Genomic DNA, 17,782 nt, shown 5'->3' with positions numbered 1-17,782 from the left:
ACGCCGTAGGCTGGGGGAGTGACCACCGCCCTCTACCGCCGCTACCGCCCCGAAGCGTTCGGCGAGATGATCGGGCAGTCCCAGGTGACCGACCCGCTCATGACCGCGCTGCGCGGCGACCGCGTCGGGCACGCGTATCTCTTCTCCGGTCCGCGCGGGTGCGGCAAGACGACCTCCGCCCGCATCCTCGCGCGCTGCCTCAACTGCGCCGAGGGGCCCACCGACACCCCGTGCGGCACGTGCGACAGCTGCGTGGAACTCGGCCGCGGCGGCGGCGGGTCGCTCGACGTCGTCGAGATCGACGCGGCCTCCCACAACGGCGTCGACGATGCGCGCGACCTGCGCGAGCGCGCGGTGTTCGCCCCCGCGCGCGACCGGTTCAAGATCTTCATCCTCGACGAGGCCCACATGGTGACCCCGCAGGGGTTCAACGCGCTGCTGAAGCTCGTCGAAGAGCCGCCCGATCACGTCAAGTTCATCTTCGCCACGACCGAACCCGAGAAGGTCATCGGCACGATCCGGTCCCGGACGCACCACTATCCCTTCCGTCTCGTGCCGCCGGCCGCGATGCTCGCGTACGTCGAGGATCTCTGTGCGCAGGAGGGTGTCCGCGTCGACCCGGGCGTGCTGCCCCTCGTGGTCCGCGCCGGCGGCGGCTCGCCGCGCGACACCCTCTCGCTCCTGGACCAGCTCATCGCCGGATCGGATGCCGAGCACGTCGCCTACGCGCGGGCGGTCGCGCTGCTCGGATACACCCACGCGGAGCTCCTCGACGAGGTGGTCGACGCGTTCGCCCTGCAGGACGCCGCCGCGGCCTTCGCCGCGGTCGACCGCGTCGTGCAGACCGGTCAGGATCCGCGTCGCTTCGTCGACGACCTCCTGGAGAGGCTGCGCGACCTCATCGTCGTCGCCGCCACCGGCGAGGGCGCCGCAGCCGTTCTGCGCGGCATCTCCGAGGACGACCTCGCCCGCATGACGAAGCAGGCGGGGTCCTTCGGGACGGCGCGGCTGTCGGCGGTCGCCGACCTCGTCATCGCGACCCTCGACGACATGACAGGCGCGACCTCGCCGCGCCTGCAGCTCGAGCTCATGGTCGCCCGCGTCCTCGCCCGAGGCGGCGGGGCGACGGCGCCCGCCGAGACGGCCGCCGCTGTCCCGGCATCCGCTCCCGCCGTGCGGACGACGACACCGGCGTCCGAGACGCCGCGCCCGGCGCCGGAGTCCGCCCCTGCACCGGTGGCGGCCCCTGCACCGGAGTCCGCGCCCGCATCCGGGTCGGCGGCCGCCCCGCCGACCCCGATGCCGACGGCCGCACCCTCGGCTGCCGCGCCGCCGAGGGCGGAGCCCGAACCCGCCCCGCCCGCGGGGCCGGTGACGCTCGAGCGCGTCCGGGCGGTGTGGCCCGACGTCCTCGGCCGGCTCGAGAAGATCAGCCGCTCGTCCTGGCTGCTCGCCGCGGGCGCCACGGTGCTGGCATACGCGGACGACGTCCTCAGCCTCTCGTTCACCAGCGCGGGCGATGTGGCGAAGTTCAAGCAGCTGCAGGCGGGCAAGGGGCCGAGCGAAGATCTGCGGCAGGCGATCCTCGCCGTCCTCGGTGTCCGCGTGAAGTACCTCGCCCGGCACGACGCCGCGGCGTCCGACACTCCCACGCCCGGGACAGGCGACGGTTCCCCGGCCAAGGGCGGACCGAGCGGCGGGCGAGACGCCGGCACTCCGCCGCGCGGCGCCGGTGCGCCCGCCTCCGCGGGAGCGCGAGTGAGCGCCCCCGCCGCGGCGGCACCGGTGACCGACTGGGCCGTCGCGCCGATCCCCTCCGACGACGATGCGCCGCCGCCCGATCCCGGACCGAGCGCGTCCGTCCCTCCGGCCCAGTTCCCCGTCGATGACGAGCCCGAGGACGTCGACGCGCATCGTGCCCCGGCGCGTGTCGCGACCCTCGCCCCGGCGCCGGCCGGTGTCGCCGACGCCTCCGGTCCGGTGACCGACGCGCCCCCGGAGGAGGACGACGACCTCGACGCGCCCGCGGACGCCGACCTTCCGCCGGTCATCGTCCCGCCCGCGCCGACCGTGACCCCGCGGGCCGCGTCGCGCCAAGACGGCGTCGAGCGGTACGGGGAGGCCGTGGTCCGTCAGGTCCTCGGCGCGACCTTCGTCCGAGAAGAGCCGTACGAGCCGCCCACGAGGTTCAGCTGATGTACGAGGGGATCGTCCAGGACCTCATCGACGAGTTCGGCCGGCTTCCGGGGATCGGGCCGAAGTCGGCCCAGCGCATCGCCTTCCACATCCTCCAGACGCCGCAGTTCGACGTCTCCCACCTCGCCCAGCTCCTCGTCGACGTGCGCGAGCGCGTCCGCTTCTGCGACATCTGCGGCAACGTCTCCGAGCAGCCGCGCTGTGCGATCTGCCGCGACCCCCGGCGCAACCAGACGCTCATCTGCGTGGTGGAGGACGCCAAGGACGTCGCGGCCATCGAGCGCACGCGCGAGTTCCGCGGGCTGTATCACGTCCTCGGTGGCGCGATCAGCCCGATCGCCGGGATCGGACCGGACGACCTGCGCATCGCGCCCCTCATGCAGCGCCTCGCCGACGGCACGGTGCAGGAGGTGATCCTCGCCACCAACCCCAACCTCGAGGGCGAGGCGACGGCGACGTACCTGTCGCGGCTGCTGCACACGCTCGAGATCCGCGTGACCCGGCTGGCGTCGGGTCTCCCTGTCGGCGGTGACCTCGAGTACGCCGATGAGGTCACGCTGGGCCGGGCCTTCGAGGGCCGTCGTTCGGTCTAGTCCGGCTTCCGCCACCCTCGGACGTGGGCGCGCGCCCGCGCGACGCTCGACAGCGACTCGCGCACCGGCTGCCCGATGTAGATGCCGAGCGATGCCCCGACGGCCAGGCTGATACCCACCGTCGCCGCCAGCGCGAGCGTGCTGAACCCCTGCAGCAGGAGCTCGGCGGACCCTCCCGATTCGACGATGCTGAGCAGACCCCGGAAGACCGCCGCCCCCGGCACCATGGGGAGGATCGCGGCGGTCGTGATCGCGACGGACGGGACGTGCAGACGGTAGGCGAGCACGATCCCGACGAAGCTCCCGACGAAGGCACCGATGCCGCTCGCTGCGGCGACATCGAGACCCGCGGACGACGCGATCAGGTAGCCGAGCCAGGCGACGAGGCTGAGAAGGGCGCTCACCGTGATGATGCGGAGCCCGGCGCCGTTGTACACCGCCACCGCGATCGCGATGAGGGCGGCCCCGAAGAACTGCAGGGGCACGGGACCGAACGGGAGGACGTCGTCGGGCGGATCCACCCCGAGCCCCAGCACGCGAGCGGCCTCGAGGCCGGCGAGGATGCCGACGACGACGCCGAGGGTCTGGATCGTGAGCTCCAGGATCCGCCCGGTGGCGGTGAGCGCGAAGCCGTCGATCGCGTCCTGGGCCGCGCCCACCACGGTGAGGCCGGCGAGCATCAGCACCACCCCGGAGGCGACGATGACCGATGGGCGCAGTCCCGCCGCGGCATCCCATCCGGTCATCTCGAGGAGCGGCGACAGAGCCGCGACCAGCGTGAGCACGAACGCGCCCGCGATCTGACTGAAGAAGAACGGCACGCTCGCCTTCGTCAGCAGGTGCTGGGTGAGGGCCGCCACCGCGGCGGCGAGGAAGGCCAGGGCGATCACGAGCCAGTTGACGCCGAACATCACCGCGACCCCGACCGCCAGCAGAGCCTGCGCAGCGATCACGATGAGAGGGCGATAGGCGAAAGGCGTGCGGCGGATCTCGCGGTAGCGCGCCACGGCCGCGTCGAGGTCGAGTCCGGTCCGCACCTCGGTGACGAGAGCCTGCAGGCGCTGCAGCTTCTCATGATCCGGGACGGCCCCGCGGACCACGCGGAGGATCGTGATCGGTCGGGGAGCGCCGCTGCGGTGATACGCCGCGGTGATCGAGTTGTAGGTGACATCCACGTGCACGGGGTCGAGTCCGTACGTCTTGCCGACCCTCACGATCGTGAGGGTGACGTCGCTCGCCGTCGCGCCGGTGACGAGCATCGTCTCGCCGATGCGCACGGCGAGGTCGAGGATCCGCACCGCCAGGGCGTCGTCGATGACGGGGATCGTCTCGGTGAGATCGGACGTCGATCCCGTCGATCTCATCAGGTGTCCGAGTGAGGGCAGCGCCCTCCGCCGACGTCGTTCCATCGCCTCCACGCTTCCCGGGGTCGGCCGTGCTCGGCGGACCTCCTCGATGGTAGTCGTGCCGGTGGACGGCGACCCGCGGGCTCCCGTCACATGCCGGACCGCGCATCGGCGGGTTCCGTAAGATGGACCGTCGGGCGCGGCATCCGTCTGCGCCCGGATCGCACCCGTGCCGCTTCGCGGCGTCCCCAGGAGTTACACCGTGGCCTTGATCGTGCAGAAGTACGGCGGCTCCTCCGTCGCCGACGCGGAGAGCATCAAGCGGGTCGCCAAGCGCATCGTCGACGCCCGCCGCGCCGGTCACGACGTCGTCGTGGCGGTCAGCGCGATGGGCGACACCACGGATGAGCTCCTCGAACTCGCCGCCGAGGTCGCCCCCATCCCGGCCCCGCGCGAGCTCGACATGCTCCTCTCCAGCGGAGAGCGCATCTCGATGGCGCTCCTGGCGATGGCGATTCACTCGATGGGCTTCGAGGCCCGCTCCTTCACGGGATCGCAGGCCGGGATGATCACGACCGCCGACCACGGGTCGGCGCGCATCGTGGACGTCACCCCGATCCGCCTGCGCGAAGCGCTGGACGAGGGCGCCGTCGTCATCGTCGCCGGCTTCCAGGGCTTCAACCGCGACACCCGCGACATCACCACGCTCGGTCGTGGCGGCTCCGACACCACAGCGGTGGCGCTCGCGGCCGCCCTCGAGGCGGACGTCTGCGAGATCTACAGTGACGTCGACGGCATCTTCACAGCGGATCCGCGCGTCGTGCCGAAGGCGCGGAAGCTGCCCGTCGTCTCGGCTGAGGAGATGCTGGAGCTCGCGGCGAACGGGGCGAAGGTGCTCTACATCCGCGCCGTGGAGTACGCGCGCCGTCACGGCGTGCTCATCCACGCACGATCGACGTTCAGCTCCAGCACCGGAACCTACGTGCTGGGCGCCGGGATGAGCATCCCCGACGGGGAAGAGGGAGAGAAGATGGAAGAGCCGATCGTCGCGGGGGTCGCCACCGACCTCAGCCAGGCCAAGATCACCGTCATCGGGGTCCCCGACGTCCCCGGCAAGGCGGCGGAGATCTTCAAGGTCGTCGCGCGCTCGGGCGCCAACGTCGACATGATCGTCCAGAACGTCTCCGCCGCGGCGACCGGACGCACGGACATCTCGTTCACCCTGCCCAAATCGGACTCGGCGGCGGCGCTGAAGGCGCTGGATGCGGTCCGGTCCGAGATCGGATTCGGCAGCCTCGTCCACGACGACCAGATCGGCAAGCTCTCCGTCGTCGGCGCCGGCATGCGCACCCACTCCGGCGTCTCGGCGACCCTCTTCGAGGCGCTCAGCGTCTCCGGCGTCAACATCGAGATGATCTCGACGTCCGAGATCCGCATCTCCGTCGTCGTGCGCGGCGACGACCTCGCCGAGGCGGCGCGCGTCGTGCACACCGCTTACGGCCTGGACGGCGACGTCGACGCCACCGTCTACGCCGGCACCGGCCGCTGACGATCCCGCAGACACCCGCCGACAGTCGCCGCTAGGCTGTGGGCTCCGCTCCGACATACCCGAGGTACCCGTCATGACCCGCATCGCAGACTCAGGACTCTCCGTCGCCGTCGTCGGCGCCACCGGCCAGGTCGGCACGGTGATGCGGGAGATCCTCGCCGAGCGCAACTTCCCCGTCGGCGAGCTGCGCCTGTTCGCCACCGCCCGCTCCGCCGGCACCTCCGTCGACTTCGCCGGTCACACGATCGTGATCGAGGACGTCGCCACCGCCGACCCCGCAGGGATCGACATCGCCCTCTTCTCCGCCGGGGCCACGGGCAGTCGTGCGCACGCGCCGCGGTTCGCGGAAGCAGGCGCGGTCGTCATCGACAACTCCAGCGCCTGGCGCATGGACCCGGACGTTCCTCTCGTGGTCAGCGAGGTCAACCCGCACGCGATCGACGAGGCGCGCAAGGGCATCATCGCCAACCCGAACTGCACCACCATGGCCGCGATGCCCGTGCTGAAGGTCCTCGACGAGGCGGCGGGTCTCGAGCGCCTCGTCGTCTCCACCTATCAGGCGGTGTCCGGCTCCGGACTCGCCGGGGCCCAGGAGCTCCTCGGTCAGGTCGAGGGCGTACTGGCCCAGGGCGACACGCTGCGTCTGGTGCACGACGGCTCCGCCGTCGACTTCCCGCAGCCGGAGAAGTACGTCGCCCCGATCGCGTTCGACGTCATCCCGCTGGCGGGCTCGATCGTCGACGACGGGTGGGAGGAGACCGACGAAGAGAAGAAGCTCCGCAACGAGAGCCGCAAGATCCTCGAGCGCCCGGAGCTGCGCGTCTCGGGCACGTGCGTGCGCGTTCCGGTCTTCACCGGTCACTCGCTGTCGATCAACGCGGAGTTCGCGCGGGAGATCACTCCCGAGCGCGCACGCGAGATCCTCGCCGACGCGCCCGGCGTCTCCCTCGCCGACGTCCCCACCCCGCTCCACGCTGCGGGGAAGGACCCGAGCTTCGTCGGCCGGATCCGCGCCGACCAGGCGGCGCCCGAGGGACGCGGACTGGCGTTGTTCATCTCGAACGACAACCTCCGCAAGGGGGCGGCCCTCAACGCCGTGCAGATCGCGGAGGTCGTCGCGGCGCGGCTCGGCGCGCGCGCCTAGAATCGAACGGTGACCGAAACGCCCTCCGACGCTCTGCCCCATCCCGACGACAGCACCCTGCCCGCGGGCACGGTCGATGTCCTGCTGATCGGCGGCGGGATCATGAGCGCGACCCTCGGCACCATGCTGGCGCGTCTGCAGCCCACGTGGAAGATCGCGGTCTTCGAGCGTCTCCACGACGTCGCCCTGGAGAGCTCCAACGCGTGGAACAACGCCGGCACCGGGCACGCCGCCCTCTGCGAGCTGAACTACATGCCCGAGGCGCCGGACGGGTCGATGGACCCGGCCAAGGCGATCTCCATCAACGAGCAGTTCCAGCAGAGCCGTCAGTTCTGGTCGTCCCTCGTCGACGACGGCGTGCTCGACGCGCCCTCGACGTTCATCAACGCCACCCCGCACATGACCTTCGTCCGGGGGGAGAAGGATGTCGCGTTCCTCCGCAAGCGCTACGAGGTGCTGAAGAAGGAGCCGCTGTTCGCCGGGATCGAGTACTCGGAGGATTCGCGCGTCATCAACCAGTGGGCGCCGCTGCTGATGCACAAGCGTCGCGCCGGGGAGCCGTTCGCCGCGACACGCGTCCCGGCCGGCACGGATGTCGATTTCGGCGCGCTCACCCGCCAGCTCTTCGCGGCCCTCGCCGAGAACGGCGCGGACGTGCGGACCAACACGGAGGTCCGCAAGCTCAAGCGGCTGAAGGACGGGACCTGGCGGGTCGGATACCGCCGTGCGGTCGGACGCACTCCGGGCGAGATCCGCGCGCGCTTCGTCTTCGTCGGCGCGGGCGGATGGGCGCTGAAACTTCTCCAGCGCTCCGGCATCCCCGAGATCTCCGGCTACGGCGTCTTCCCGATCGGCGGGCAGTGGCTGAAGACGGACAACCCCGACCTCGTCGCGAAGCACAAGGCGAAGGTCTATTCCCAGGCATCCGTCGGCGCCCCGCCGATGTCGGTGCCGCACCTGGACACGCGGGTGGTGGACGGCAAGGCCTCCCTGCTGTTCGGCCCGTTCGCGACGTTCAGCCCGAAGTTCCTGAAGAACGGCTCGATGCTCGACATCGTCACGCAGGTGCGTGCGGGGAACATCCTCCCGATGCTGAAGGTGGCCGTCGACAATCCCGGTCTCATCAAGTACCTCGTCAGCGAGCTGCTGAAGGATCACGGCCAGAAGGTCGACAGCCTCCGCGACTTCATGCCCTCGGCCAAGGACGAGGACTGGGAGCTCCTGGATGCCGGGCAGCGCGCACAGGTGATGAAGAAGGACCCGAAGAAGATCGGCGTCCTCCAGTTCGGCACGGAGGTCGTCACGGGCGCCGACGGTTCGATCGCCGGACTCCTGGGGGCGTCCCCGGGCGCCTCGACTGCGGTGTCGATCATGCTGGGGCTGCTGAAGACCTGCTTCCCGGACCGGATCGCCGAGTGGGAGCCGCAGCTGCGCGCCCTGATCCCGAGCTACGGGTCGACTCTCAACACGCGACCGGATGCCGCGGCCGACGTCCTCGAGGAAACCGCGCAGACCCTCGCGCTGCGCGCCTGATCGTCGTCCTCGTCGTCACGTCTTGACGGCGCGGTGGACTCTCTGGCAGAGTTTCATCCGCCCGATTGTTCCCGCTAACAGAAGTGGGAGCCCAGACGCCCACGTCGCTGACGACGTGAGGAAGGAAGTCGCGATGACGCGCACGCGTCGGTTGAAGAGGACATCGATGCTGGCGGCCGCCGGCACGCTCCTCGCCGCGCTCGTGGTGCCGGTGTCCGGTGCCCACGCCGATGTCGGATCAGACCCGATCATCCACTACACCTTCGATGCCGCGAGCGGCGGAGTCGTCTCCGACGTCTCCGGCAACGGCAACGACGCGACGCTGCGTCAGAGCGGCGGCGAGGTGCGTGACGGCATCCTCAGCCTCCCCGGCGGGTCGCGCTCGACGTCGGCATATCTGGAGATCCCGACCGCCGCGCTCGTCGGCAAGAAGGACCTCACGATCTCGACGTGGCTCTCGCCGCGCTCCGGACCCGGTAACGTCGCGGCGGCGTTCATCGGTGCGCCGGTCGCCCAGGGGGCATCGTTCTCGAGCGGCTACTGGCTGCTGAATCCCAGCAACCCCAACGGCTACGTCAAGTCCGTCGTCACCAACGCCGTCAACGCCGGCGCACCCTGGTCCACCGAGATCGGCGCGGGCTCGACAGCCGCCCCCAGCTCCGGGGTCCGCACGCCCCAGGGGATGAGCCTGTACACCACCGTGATCGACGGCACCTCGGGGCAGCTGCGCAGCTACCTCAACGGGCAGCCCGTTCTCACGAGCACGATCGCCCGGGATGTTTCGTCCTTCGGCAGCCAGCTCGTGGCCTACCTCGCCCGATCGACCTACAACGACCCGCACTGGGCCGGCGACGTCGACGACTTCGCCGTCTACGGCACCGCCCTGAGCGCGACCGATGTCGCCGCGATGTTCCAGTCCGATGCCGTCGACCGCGCCGTCGCCGCGGTGTCGGTTCCGGAGCGCGCGGAGGCGGACTTCACCGTGCCGACCACGTCCTACGGCATCGCGGTGGCGTGGGCGTCGGACAGCCCCGCGGTGGCGGTCTCCGGCGGAACGGCCACCGTGACCCGACCGGCTGCGGGCTCGCCTGACGCCCAGGTGACACTGACCGCGACCTTCGGCTCCGGCCCGGATGCCCCGACCCGCACGTACGCCGTGACGGTGCCGGCGCAGCTGTCGGACCAGCAGAAGGCCGATGCCGATCTCGCTGCGGTGTCGATCGCCCAGCCCGACGACATCCGGACCAACTTCTCGGTGTCCACGCGAGGCGCACTCGGATCGACGATCTCCTGGACCATCGCCGAGGGCGGGGACTATGCCGCTCTCCGCACCGGCGTCCGCGACACCGCCGCCACCGTGGAGGTCTCGCGTCCCGCTGCCGGTGCGGACGCGGTCGAGGTCGTCCTCGTCGCGACCGCGAGCTCCGGCTCGGCATCCGCGACGCGTGAGTTCCGTGTCCGCGTGCAGCCGATGCCCGCGGCGGGAGACGCGAACGAAGCCTACGTGTGGGCCTTCTTCACCGGCGAGGGCGCCGGTGCCGAGCAGATCAGCCTCGCGGCCTCGCGCGGCAACGACGCGCTGGCATGGAACACGCTCAACGACGGAGAGCCCCTGTTCTCCTCGACGCTCGGCACCCAGGGGCTGCGCGACCCGTTCATCATCCGCTCTCCCGAGGGCGACCGGTTCTACATGCTGGCCACCGATCTCAAGATCGACGGGCTCCCCGGGGGCTTCCGCACGGCGCAGATCTCCGGATCGACGCACATCGAGGTGTGGGAGTCGAACGACCTGGTGAACTGGTCCGAGCAGCGCCACGTGAAGGTGTCGTCGGACTTCGCCGGCAACACGTGGGCGCCGGAGGCGTACTGGGACGAGGATCTCGACACCTACGTGGTGTTCTGGGCCTCGAACATGTACCCGACCGCGAACCCCGCCGACCGTTCCGACGTCACCTACAACCAGATGATGTACGCCACGACCGACGACTTCGTGACCTTCTCGGAGGCGAAGCCCTGGATCAACGTCCGCCGCGGCAACGGCCTCGGCATGATCGACTCCACGGTCGCGCAGATCGGTGACACCTACTACCGCTTCACGAAGGACGAGGCGTCGATGACGATCCGCCTGGAGAAGTCGACGAAGCTCACGTCCTCCGTCTCCGGCAGCCTCCCCGGCACCACGGGATCCGCGGACCAGTGGACTCTCATCAAGGAGCGGGTGGCCTCGGGCCTTCCGAACGGGGAGCCGGGCGGTACGTACAACCAGGGCGAGGGGCCGAGCATCTTCCCGTCGAATCCCGGTGACGTGAACGGCTTCGACTGGTTCCTCTTCATCGACCAGCCCTCGTACCACGGCGGTCCGAACTACTACATCCCGTTCGGTTCCGACGACCTCACCGACGGAAACTCCTGGCAGCCCCTGGGGTCGAAGCTGCGCGCGAACCTCCCGCAGAACAGCGACGGCGGCAAGCCCCGGCACGGCACGATCATCCCGGTCACCCGCGCGGAGTACCAGAAGGTGCTCGAGGAGTACGCGCCGGACATCGCGGTCGCGTCGGTCGAGGCGATCGCGGTGGAGACGGAGGCGGGAACCGCTCCTGTGCTTCCGCAGGCGTCGCTGAACAAGGCGGACGGCTCCACCGAGACGGTCGCCGTCGAGTGGGAGACCGTCGACCCCGCCGACTACGCCGACGCCGGGTCGTTCACCGTACGCGGTGTGGCGCAGGACGCGTCGCGGATGCCGGTCGAGGCGACCGTCACCGTCACCGCGTCCACCGCGCTCGAGGTCACCGTGGGGACCCGATGCCTCCAGGCCAAGGTGCTCGTCACCGCGACGCTGCGCAACGTCTCCGACACCGCGGTGACCGCGGACGTGTCCACGTCGTACGGAACGCGGACGGTGACGATCGCCCCCGGAAAGGCGGGGTCGTACGCCTTCACCACCCGCCAGGCCGCGATTCCGGCGGGGGAGATCCGCGTCACCGTCGACGGTGAGACGGCCGCGACGGCCTACGGCGCGCATTCCTGCACAGCAGCGCGCTGATCGACCTACCCGGCCGAAGGCCCCCGTCTCCGCTCCGGCGGCGGCGGGGGCCTTCGGTGTGCGGACCATAGACTTCTCCGGTGGCCAAGCTCTACTTCCGCTACGGAGCGATGAACTCCGGCAAGTCGACCTCCCTGCTGCAGGCGGCCTACAACTACGAGGAGCGCGGACAGCACGTCCTCCTGGCCAAGCCCGAGATCGACACCAAGGCGGCCGACCAGATCTCCAGCCGGCTCGGCGTGAGCCGGACCGTCGACTTCCTCATCCGCCCGAACGATGATCTGCGCGCGCTGTTCCGTGAGCATCGCGCGCGGGTGCGGACGCGTCTCGAGGACGCCCTCATCCCGGAGTCCGCCGCCACAGGCGCCACGCCCGACGTGGCGTGCCTCCTCATCGACGAGGCGCAGTTCCTCACGCGCGAGCAGGTGGACGACCTCCTGCGGATCGTCGTGGAGGACGGAGTGCCGGTGCTGGCCTACGGCATCCGCACCGACTTCCAGACGCAGGCCTTCCCCGGGTCGCGGCGGCTCCTCGAGCTCGCGCACACCCTCGAGGAGCTGAAGACCATCTGCCGCTGCGGGAGCAAGGCGCTCTTCAACGCGCGGCTGGTCGGCGGGCGGTTCGTGTTCGACGGCGATCAGGTCGCGATCGACGAGCTGTCCGCCGATCGCGTCACGTACGAGTCGATGTGCGCAGACTGCTACCTGCGGGAGTCCGGAGGACACCTGGGCTGAGAGCCCGCGATCGCTAGGGTGGAGCTATGCGTGTTCTCCTCGCCGGCGGCGCCGGCTACGTCGGTGCCCACACGGCCGTCGCCCTCCTGGATGCCGGTCATGACGCCGTCCTCCTGGACGATCTCTCCAACACCTCCGCCGTCGCGGCGGACCGGATCGCGCAGATCACCGGCAGGACGGCCCCGCTCGTCGTCGGCGACGCGTCCGACGACGAGGTCGTGGCGGGCGTGTTCGACGCCCACGGCCCCTTCGACGCCATCGTGCACCTGGCCGCCTACAAGGCGGTGGGGGAGTCCACGCAGAAGCCGCTGGACTACTACGCCAACAACCTCGACACGACCTTCGCGCTCCTGCGGGTGGGGCTTGCGCGCGGCATCCGCTCCTTCGTGTTCTCGAGCACCGGCACCGTCTACTCCGACCCCGCCGACCTGCCGTTCACCGAGGAGTCGACCACGAGCGTGGACCTCTCCAACCCCTACAGCAAGTCCAAGCGCATGAACGAGGTCGTCCTGGAGGATCTCGCGCGCGTGCAGCCCGACCTCGCGGTCACGGTGCTGCGCTACTTCAATCCGGTCGGAGCCCACCCCAGCGGTCTCATCGGCGAGGACCCCGCGGGCATCCCCAACAACCTGATGCCCTACGTGCAGCGGGTCGCCATCGGCGAGCTCGAGCGCGTCGGGATCTTCGGCGACGACTACGACACCCCGGACGGCACGGGTCTGCGCGACTACATCCACATCGTCGACCTCGCCGCGGGGCATGTCGCGGCGCTGGAGCAGGCCCGGCCGGGCTACGAGGTGTTCAACCTCGGCACCGGCACGCCGGTGAGCGTCTACCAGCTCGTCGCCGCATTCGAGAAGGCCGCGGGGCGAGAACTCCCGAAGGCGGTGCTCCCGCGCCGCCCGGGCGACGTCGCCGCGACCTACTGCGACCCGGCGAAGGCGCGGACCGTGCTCGGCTGGCGGGCGGAGCACGGCATCGACGACGCCGCGCGCGACGCGTGGCGCTGGCAGTCGCAGAACCCGCGGGGCTTCGCCTCGGCCTGATCCCGGGCAGCGGATTCCTCCGGGGGCTTGCTCTGTGGTCTGACCACCTTGTACTGTGGTCCGACCACAACACGGAGGAGCAAGGATGCCGCCTGCGTCACCCGCACGCGCGTGGCAGGTCGTTCTCGAGTCGATCGAGACGGACCTGCTGGAGCAGCGCCTGAAGCCCGGAGACCATCTCCCGCCGGAGCGCGAGCTCGCCTCGACCCTCGGCGTCGGCAGGTCCAGCGTCCGCGAAGCGCTGCGCGTACTCGAGGTCATGGGTCTCATCCGCACCGGCACCGGCTCCGGGCCGAACTCGGGCGCCATCATCATCGCCACTCCCCGGGGAGGGATGTCCGCCCTTCTCCGCCTGCAGGTGGCAGCGCAAGGCTTCCCCCTCGACGACGTCGTGACGACGCGTCTGGTCCTGGAGACCGCGGTCGTCACCGCGCTCGCGGTCGCCCCGGCATCCGACACGTCCGCCGCGCACGCCGTCGTCGCCGCGATGGAGGATCCGAGTCTCAGCGTGGAGGATTTCCTGGCACTCGACGCCCAGCTCCACCTGGCGATGGCCGAGGCCTCCGGCAACGTCGTGATCACGGCGATGATGGCGGGCCTGCGTACGGCGATCGAGTCCTACGTGCAGGCCGGGGCCTCGCGGATCGCCGACTGGGACGCCGCCGCCCGGCGGCTGCGAGCCGAGCACCGCGCGATCCTCTCAGCGGTCGACGACGGCGACGCCGACGCCGCACGCACGCTCATCCACGACCACATCACCGGGTACTACGCCCAGGCTGCGCTCTCGCGTCCGTCCGCGTGACGACGAGCCTCGCACCGCACATCTCCGAGAATCGAAGGAACGAGAATGGTCCGCCGTCAACTGCCCCAGCCCGCGGAGCTCCTCGAGCTCATGCAGTTCAAGAAGCCCGAGCTGAACGCGAAGAAGCGCCGCTTGGAGGCGGCGCTCACCATCGCCGATCTCCGGGTGATCGCCCAGCGCCGCACCCCGAAGGCCGCCTTCGACTACACCGATGGCGCCGCCGAGGGCGAGCTCTCGCTCGGGCGGGCCCGACAGGCCTTCCAGGACGTGGAGTTCCACCCCGACATCCTGCGGCCGGCGGCCGTTGTCGACACCTCCACAGAGATCCTCGGGGGCCGCAGCTCCCTGCCCTTCGGGATCGCCCCGACGGGCTTCACCCGCCTCATGCAGACGGAGGGCGAGTCCGCCGGCGCCGGAGCGGCCGGAGCAGCCGGCATCCCGTTCACCCTCTCGACGCTCGGGACGACCTCGATCGAAGATGTGAAACGTGCCAATCCGCACGGGCGCAACTGGTTCCAGCTCTACGTCATGCGTGACCGCGACGTCTCCTACGGGCTCGTCCGCCGCGCCGCGGAGGCCGGCTTCGACACCCTGCAGTTCACCGTCGACACCCCCATCGCGGGCGCCCGTCTGCGCGACAAGCGCAACGGCTTCTCGATCCCGCCGCAGCTGACGGTCGGGACGATCATCAACGCCCTGCCGCGCCCGTGGTGGTGGATCGACTTCCTCACCACCCCCAAGCTCGAGTTCGCATCGCTCTCCACCACGGGCGGCACCGTCGGGGAGCTCCTCAACGCGGCGATGGACCCGACGATCAGCTACGACGACCTCGACGTCATCCGCGAGATGTGGCCGGGGAAGATCGTCGTCAAGGGTGTGCAGAACGTGGAGGACTCGCGCCGGCTCATCGATCGGGGCGTGGACGGCATCGTCCTGTCCAATCACGGAGGGCGCCAGCTCGATCGTGCCCCGATCCCGTTCCACCTGCTCCCGGAGGTCGTCCGGGAGGTCGGGCGGGATGCGACGGTCATGGTCGACACCGGGATCATGAACGGCGCCGACATCGTCGCGTCGATCGCCCTCGGGGCGAAGTTCACCCTGATCGGACGGGCGTACCTCTACGGACTGATGGCCGGAGGACGCGCGGGGGTCGATCGGACGATCGAGATCCTCCGCAGCGAGATCGAGCGGACGATGACGCTGCTCGGGGTGTCGTCGCTGGAGGAGCTGGAGCCGCGCCACGTGACGCAGCTCACCCGCCTGGTGCCGCGCGGGACGACGGCGGCCGTGGAGGCGTGAGGACGCGCGTCAGCGGACGGGCAGTGTCGGGATGAGCTGCTCGAGATAAGCCGCGGTGTCCTGCCACCCCTCGACGGCGTGGCAGGACACGCCCATCGCGAGCACGGGGTAGTCGTTGCCCTCCGGATCGAGGCGGTCGCCGAGGAAGAGCATGTCGTCGAGGGGGATTCCGGTCTGCTCGGACAAGCGCGTCATGCCGTACGACTTGTCGATACCCCGCTCGGTGATGTCGACGGACGTCGAGCCGCCGGAGCGGACCTCGAGGTCGGGGAGGAGCTCGGCCACGGCCGCGCGCAGGGTGTTCTTCTTCTCGCCCGTCGGATCCCACGCCGCCTTCGCGTCGACGGGTGCTTTCTGCCCGAGCGCGGAGAACGTGATCTGCGAGCCGCGGTCCTCGAGGATGTCGCCCCACGTCTCGCTCTCCCACAGTCCGAGACGGCGCGCCTGCTCCTCGACCGCGCGGAGGGCGCGCTCCTTCTGGTCGTCGGTGAGGGTGCGTGCGTACACGGTCGTCACCTCGCCGTTCTCGAGCCGGTAGTACTGCGTGCCGCAGGTGGGGAGGAGGTGCATCCGCGCGAGGACGTCGGGCGAGGTCTCGGGGAGGCGGTCCACGACCTGCGCGGTGAACTGGGCGAGCTGCCCCCCGGAGATGATCGCGACCTCTACGCGCTCGGCGAGGGCGATGAGCAGGTCGCCGATCCGCGGGTCGATGGCGCTCTTGCTGGGGGCGAGGGTGTCGTCGAGATCGAACGCGACGAGGCGGGGCGCGAGGGTCATGAGGCTTCCGTCCGGTTCGTGATACGCAAGGAGGCTCCGCCCCTCTTCCGTGTGGAGAAGGGGCGGAGCCTCACTGCTGTCGAAGACAGTGTATGTCGGGGTGACAGGATTTGAACCTGCGGCCTCGTCGTCCCGAACGACGCGCGCTACCAAGCTGCGCCACACCCCGTGGCAACCCCCCTAGCCTACCTGATCGAGACCGCATCTCCGAACCGGCGTCGGTGCACGAGGGTCGCGGCGGTGAGTCCGGCGGTGAGGAGGATGACCGACATCCCGGCGATCCCGCGGAGCCCCTGACGGTCGGTGCCGGTCTCGGCGAGCTGCGCCGACGCATGCGGGGCGGCCGGTTCCGCGGGCGTGTCGGGCGCGGCCGGTGCCTCGGTCTCGATCGGCGGCGGCGGAGTCTCCACGCGGGTGATCTGCGTCGGGGAGGCGAAGGCCTCTGTGAAGGCGAAGGCCGAGGCGAGATGCGCGGCGACCACGGGGGACTGCGCCTCGCGGGTGATGCTCCACACCGCCACGTACCACCCGGGCGAGTCCATCGTCCAGCCCGACACCACATGCACCGGCCCGTCGCCCTGCGTCTCCAGGCTCAACTCGCCGACGAGGACCGCTCCGGCGGGGATGTCGGGCGACGGCTCGCCCGGCTCCGCGTCCAGACGGTACACCGCCGCGTGCGCCCGCACGGGCAGACGGTCGCCGTCCGGGGTGCGCGGCCAGTGGGTGAGGTCGCCCTCGACCGTGACGTCGTCGATGAATCTCTCTCCGGGAAGGGCGGTGGACAGCGCCACCGTCGAGATCGTGGGGGAGAAGAGCGGATGCCGCACCTCGTCGTCGCCGGCGACCTCGAACTCGACCGGTCCCGCGGGGCCCGCGGTGTCCTGGCCGCCCGGGGTGGTGAAGTACCGCACGGCCGCCACGGTATCGATGCGGAACCGCCCGTGCGCGGAGACCTCCACGGGGCGGCCCGGAGACGCCTCGGCCGCCGGGGCGACGCTGATCCGGTACTCCTCGCCGGGGACGACGTCGCCGCGCTCGGCTGCGCCGCTGTCGGCGAAGACGGCGCCGACGAGGGTCAGGGTGCCGCGGGCCTCCGCGGCGGAGGTATCCACGCGGACCGCGCCGCCGAGGGGATCGGCGTCGTCGCGGAGGAACACGACCGTCCCCGCGGCATCCGTGACTCCGGGCGTGGCGACGCTGCCCTCGGCGTAGTAGGCGAGCGCCAGCTCCTGCACGCGGGCGTTGTGTGTCGGAGCGAGCCGTGAGAAGGTCCAGTCGATGGCGCCGGCGAGGGAGTCCCCGCGGTAGCCGAAGGTGCGCAGCGTCGTCTCCCAGTCGGCGATCGCCTTGACCGCCCAGCCGACGGCGGCCGCCTGCACCGGGTCCTCGGTCTGGCCGTATCGGGTGACGAGGAAGTTGATGCCGGTGAGCTGCTGCGGGCTGAGGCCGGCGGCGTCGGCACGGACGCCGTGGTCGGTGCTGGTCCCCGTGGGGAGGGGGATGCCGGGCAGGATGCAGTAGGTGTGGACGTCGCCGACGCGCATCGACCCGTGCCAGCCGTGCGTCGAGGTCGGCTGCCACGACCCGAACCCTGCGCCCTGCGTCGCGGCGGTGGCCGCGTGGGCGGGGGCGAGGACCAGGGCGGTGGCGGCGAGGGCGGTCGCGACGCTCAGGGCGAGCATCCGGAGCGCGCGGCGGAGCGGGGAGGCGAGCATGGGGT

General features: G+C 70.8%; 13 protein-coding genes and 1 tRNA gene. 10 read left to right on the top strand and 4 right to left on the bottom strand.

What is annotated here, in order from left to right; all coding sequences use genetic code 11:
- Positions 1 to 18: 18 nt before the first annotated feature.
- Both ABXJ56_RS02050 and recR read left to right on the top strand, forming a co-directional pair.
- Complete coding sequence (locus tag ABXJ56_RS02050) at positions 19 to 2,196, top strand: DNA polymerase III subunit gamma and tau (protein ID WP_353998076.1); 2,178 nt, start codon at positions 19 to 21, stop codon at positions 2,194 to 2,196.
- Positions 2,196 to 2,789: a recombination mediator RecR gene (recR, locus tag ABXJ56_RS02045; RefSeq protein ID WP_053547861.1), complete on the top strand. Its 594-nt coding sequence runs from the start codon at positions 2,196 to 2,198 to the stop codon at positions 2,787 to 2,789. The genes ABXJ56_RS02050 and recR overlap by 1 nt, the downstream gene beginning before the upstream one ends.
- On the opposite strand, the gene ABXJ56_RS02040 is transcribed toward recR, so the two are convergent.
- A complete protein-coding gene (locus tag ABXJ56_RS02040) occupies positions 2,786 to 4,153 on the bottom strand; it encodes a threonine/serine ThrE exporter family protein (RefSeq protein ID WP_353998075.1) in 1,368 nt (455 codons plus the stop codon). The two genes, recR and ABXJ56_RS02040, sit on opposite strands and share 4 nt — an antisense overlap.
- Positions 4,154 to 4,397: 244 nt before the next feature.
- Here ABXJ56_RS02040 and ABXJ56_RS02035 point away from each other — a divergent pair, with 244 nt between their 5' ends.
- From ABXJ56_RS02035 to ABXJ56_RS02000, 8 genes are all read left to right on the top strand, one after another.
- Entirely contained in the window at positions 4,398 to 5,684 is a 1,287-nt protein-coding gene (locus ABXJ56_RS02035) for an aspartate kinase (RefSeq protein ID WP_353998074.1), read from the top strand.
- Positions 5,685 to 5,757: 73 nt separating this feature from the next.
- A complete protein-coding gene (locus ABXJ56_RS02030) occupies positions 5,758 to 6,828 on the top strand; it encodes an aspartate-semialdehyde dehydrogenase (RefSeq protein ID WP_353998073.1) in 1,071 nt (356 codons plus the stop codon).
- A 57-nt stretch (positions 6,829 to 6,885) separates the two neighbouring features.
- A complete protein-coding gene (locus tag ABXJ56_RS02025) occupies positions 6,886 to 8,361 on the top strand; it encodes a malate:quinone oxidoreductase (protein WP_353999943.1) in 1,476 nt (491 codons plus the stop codon).
- 133 nt (positions 8,362 to 8,494) lie between these two features.
- On the top strand, positions 8,495 to 11,404 hold the full coding sequence (locus tag ABXJ56_RS02020; protein ID WP_353998072.1) for an immunoglobulin-like domain-containing protein: 2,910 nt from the start codon (positions 8,495 to 8,497) through the stop codon (positions 11,402 to 11,404).
- A gap of 80 nt (positions 11,405 to 11,484) precedes the next feature.
- The gene (locus tag ABXJ56_RS02015; RefSeq protein ID WP_353998071.1) at positions 11,485 to 12,138 is read left to right on the top strand and encodes a thymidine kinase; all 654 of its coding nucleotides are present in this window, start codon (positions 11,485 to 11,487) and stop codon (positions 12,136 to 12,138) included.
- A 26-nt stretch (positions 12,139 to 12,164) separates the two neighbouring features.
- Complete coding sequence (gene galE, locus ABXJ56_RS02010; RefSeq protein ID WP_353998070.1) at positions 12,165 to 13,184, top strand: UDP-glucose 4-epimerase GalE; 1,020 nt, start codon at positions 12,165 to 12,167, stop codon at positions 13,182 to 13,184.
- A gap of 85 nt (positions 13,185 to 13,269) precedes the next feature.
- The gene (locus tag ABXJ56_RS02005) at positions 13,270 to 13,986 is read left to right on the top strand and encodes a FadR/GntR family transcriptional regulator (protein WP_353998069.1); all 717 of its coding nucleotides are present in this window, start codon (positions 13,270 to 13,272) and stop codon (positions 13,984 to 13,986) included.
- A gap of 45 nt (positions 13,987 to 14,031) precedes the next feature.
- On the top strand, positions 14,032 to 15,285 hold the full coding sequence (locus ABXJ56_RS02000) for an alpha-hydroxy acid oxidase (protein WP_353998068.1): 1,254 nt from the start codon (positions 14,032 to 14,034) through the stop codon (positions 15,283 to 15,285).
- 9 nt (positions 15,286 to 15,294) lie between these two features.
- On the opposite strand, the gene ABXJ56_RS01995 is transcribed toward ABXJ56_RS02000, so the two are convergent.
- From ABXJ56_RS01995 to ABXJ56_RS01985, 3 genes are all read right to left on the bottom strand, one after another.
- The gene (locus tag ABXJ56_RS01995; protein WP_353998067.1) at positions 15,295 to 16,062 is read right to left on the bottom strand and encodes an HAD-IIB family hydrolase; all 768 of its coding nucleotides are present in this window, start codon (positions 16,060 to 16,062) and stop codon (positions 15,295 to 15,297) included.
- A gap of 95 nt (positions 16,063 to 16,157) precedes the next feature.
- Positions 16,158 to 16,231 (bottom strand) — tRNA-Pro (locus tag ABXJ56_RS01990).
- Between the two features lie 16 nt (positions 16,232 to 16,247).
- Positions 16,248 to 17,777, bottom strand: coding sequence for a hypothetical protein (locus ABXJ56_RS01985; RefSeq protein ID WP_353998066.1), 1,530 nt, complete (start codon positions 17,775 to 17,777; stop codon positions 16,248 to 16,250).
- Positions 17,778 to 17,782 lie beyond the last annotated feature (5 nt).

Source organism: Microbacterium aurantiacum (assembly GCF_040532595.1).
GTDB classification, from domain to species: domain Bacteria; phylum Actinomycetota; class Actinomycetes; order Actinomycetales; family Microbacteriaceae; genus Microbacterium; species Microbacterium chocolatum_B.
The sequence above is the reverse complement of the archived record's forward strand: the minus strand, read 5'-3'. Positions and strand labels throughout refer to the sequence as shown.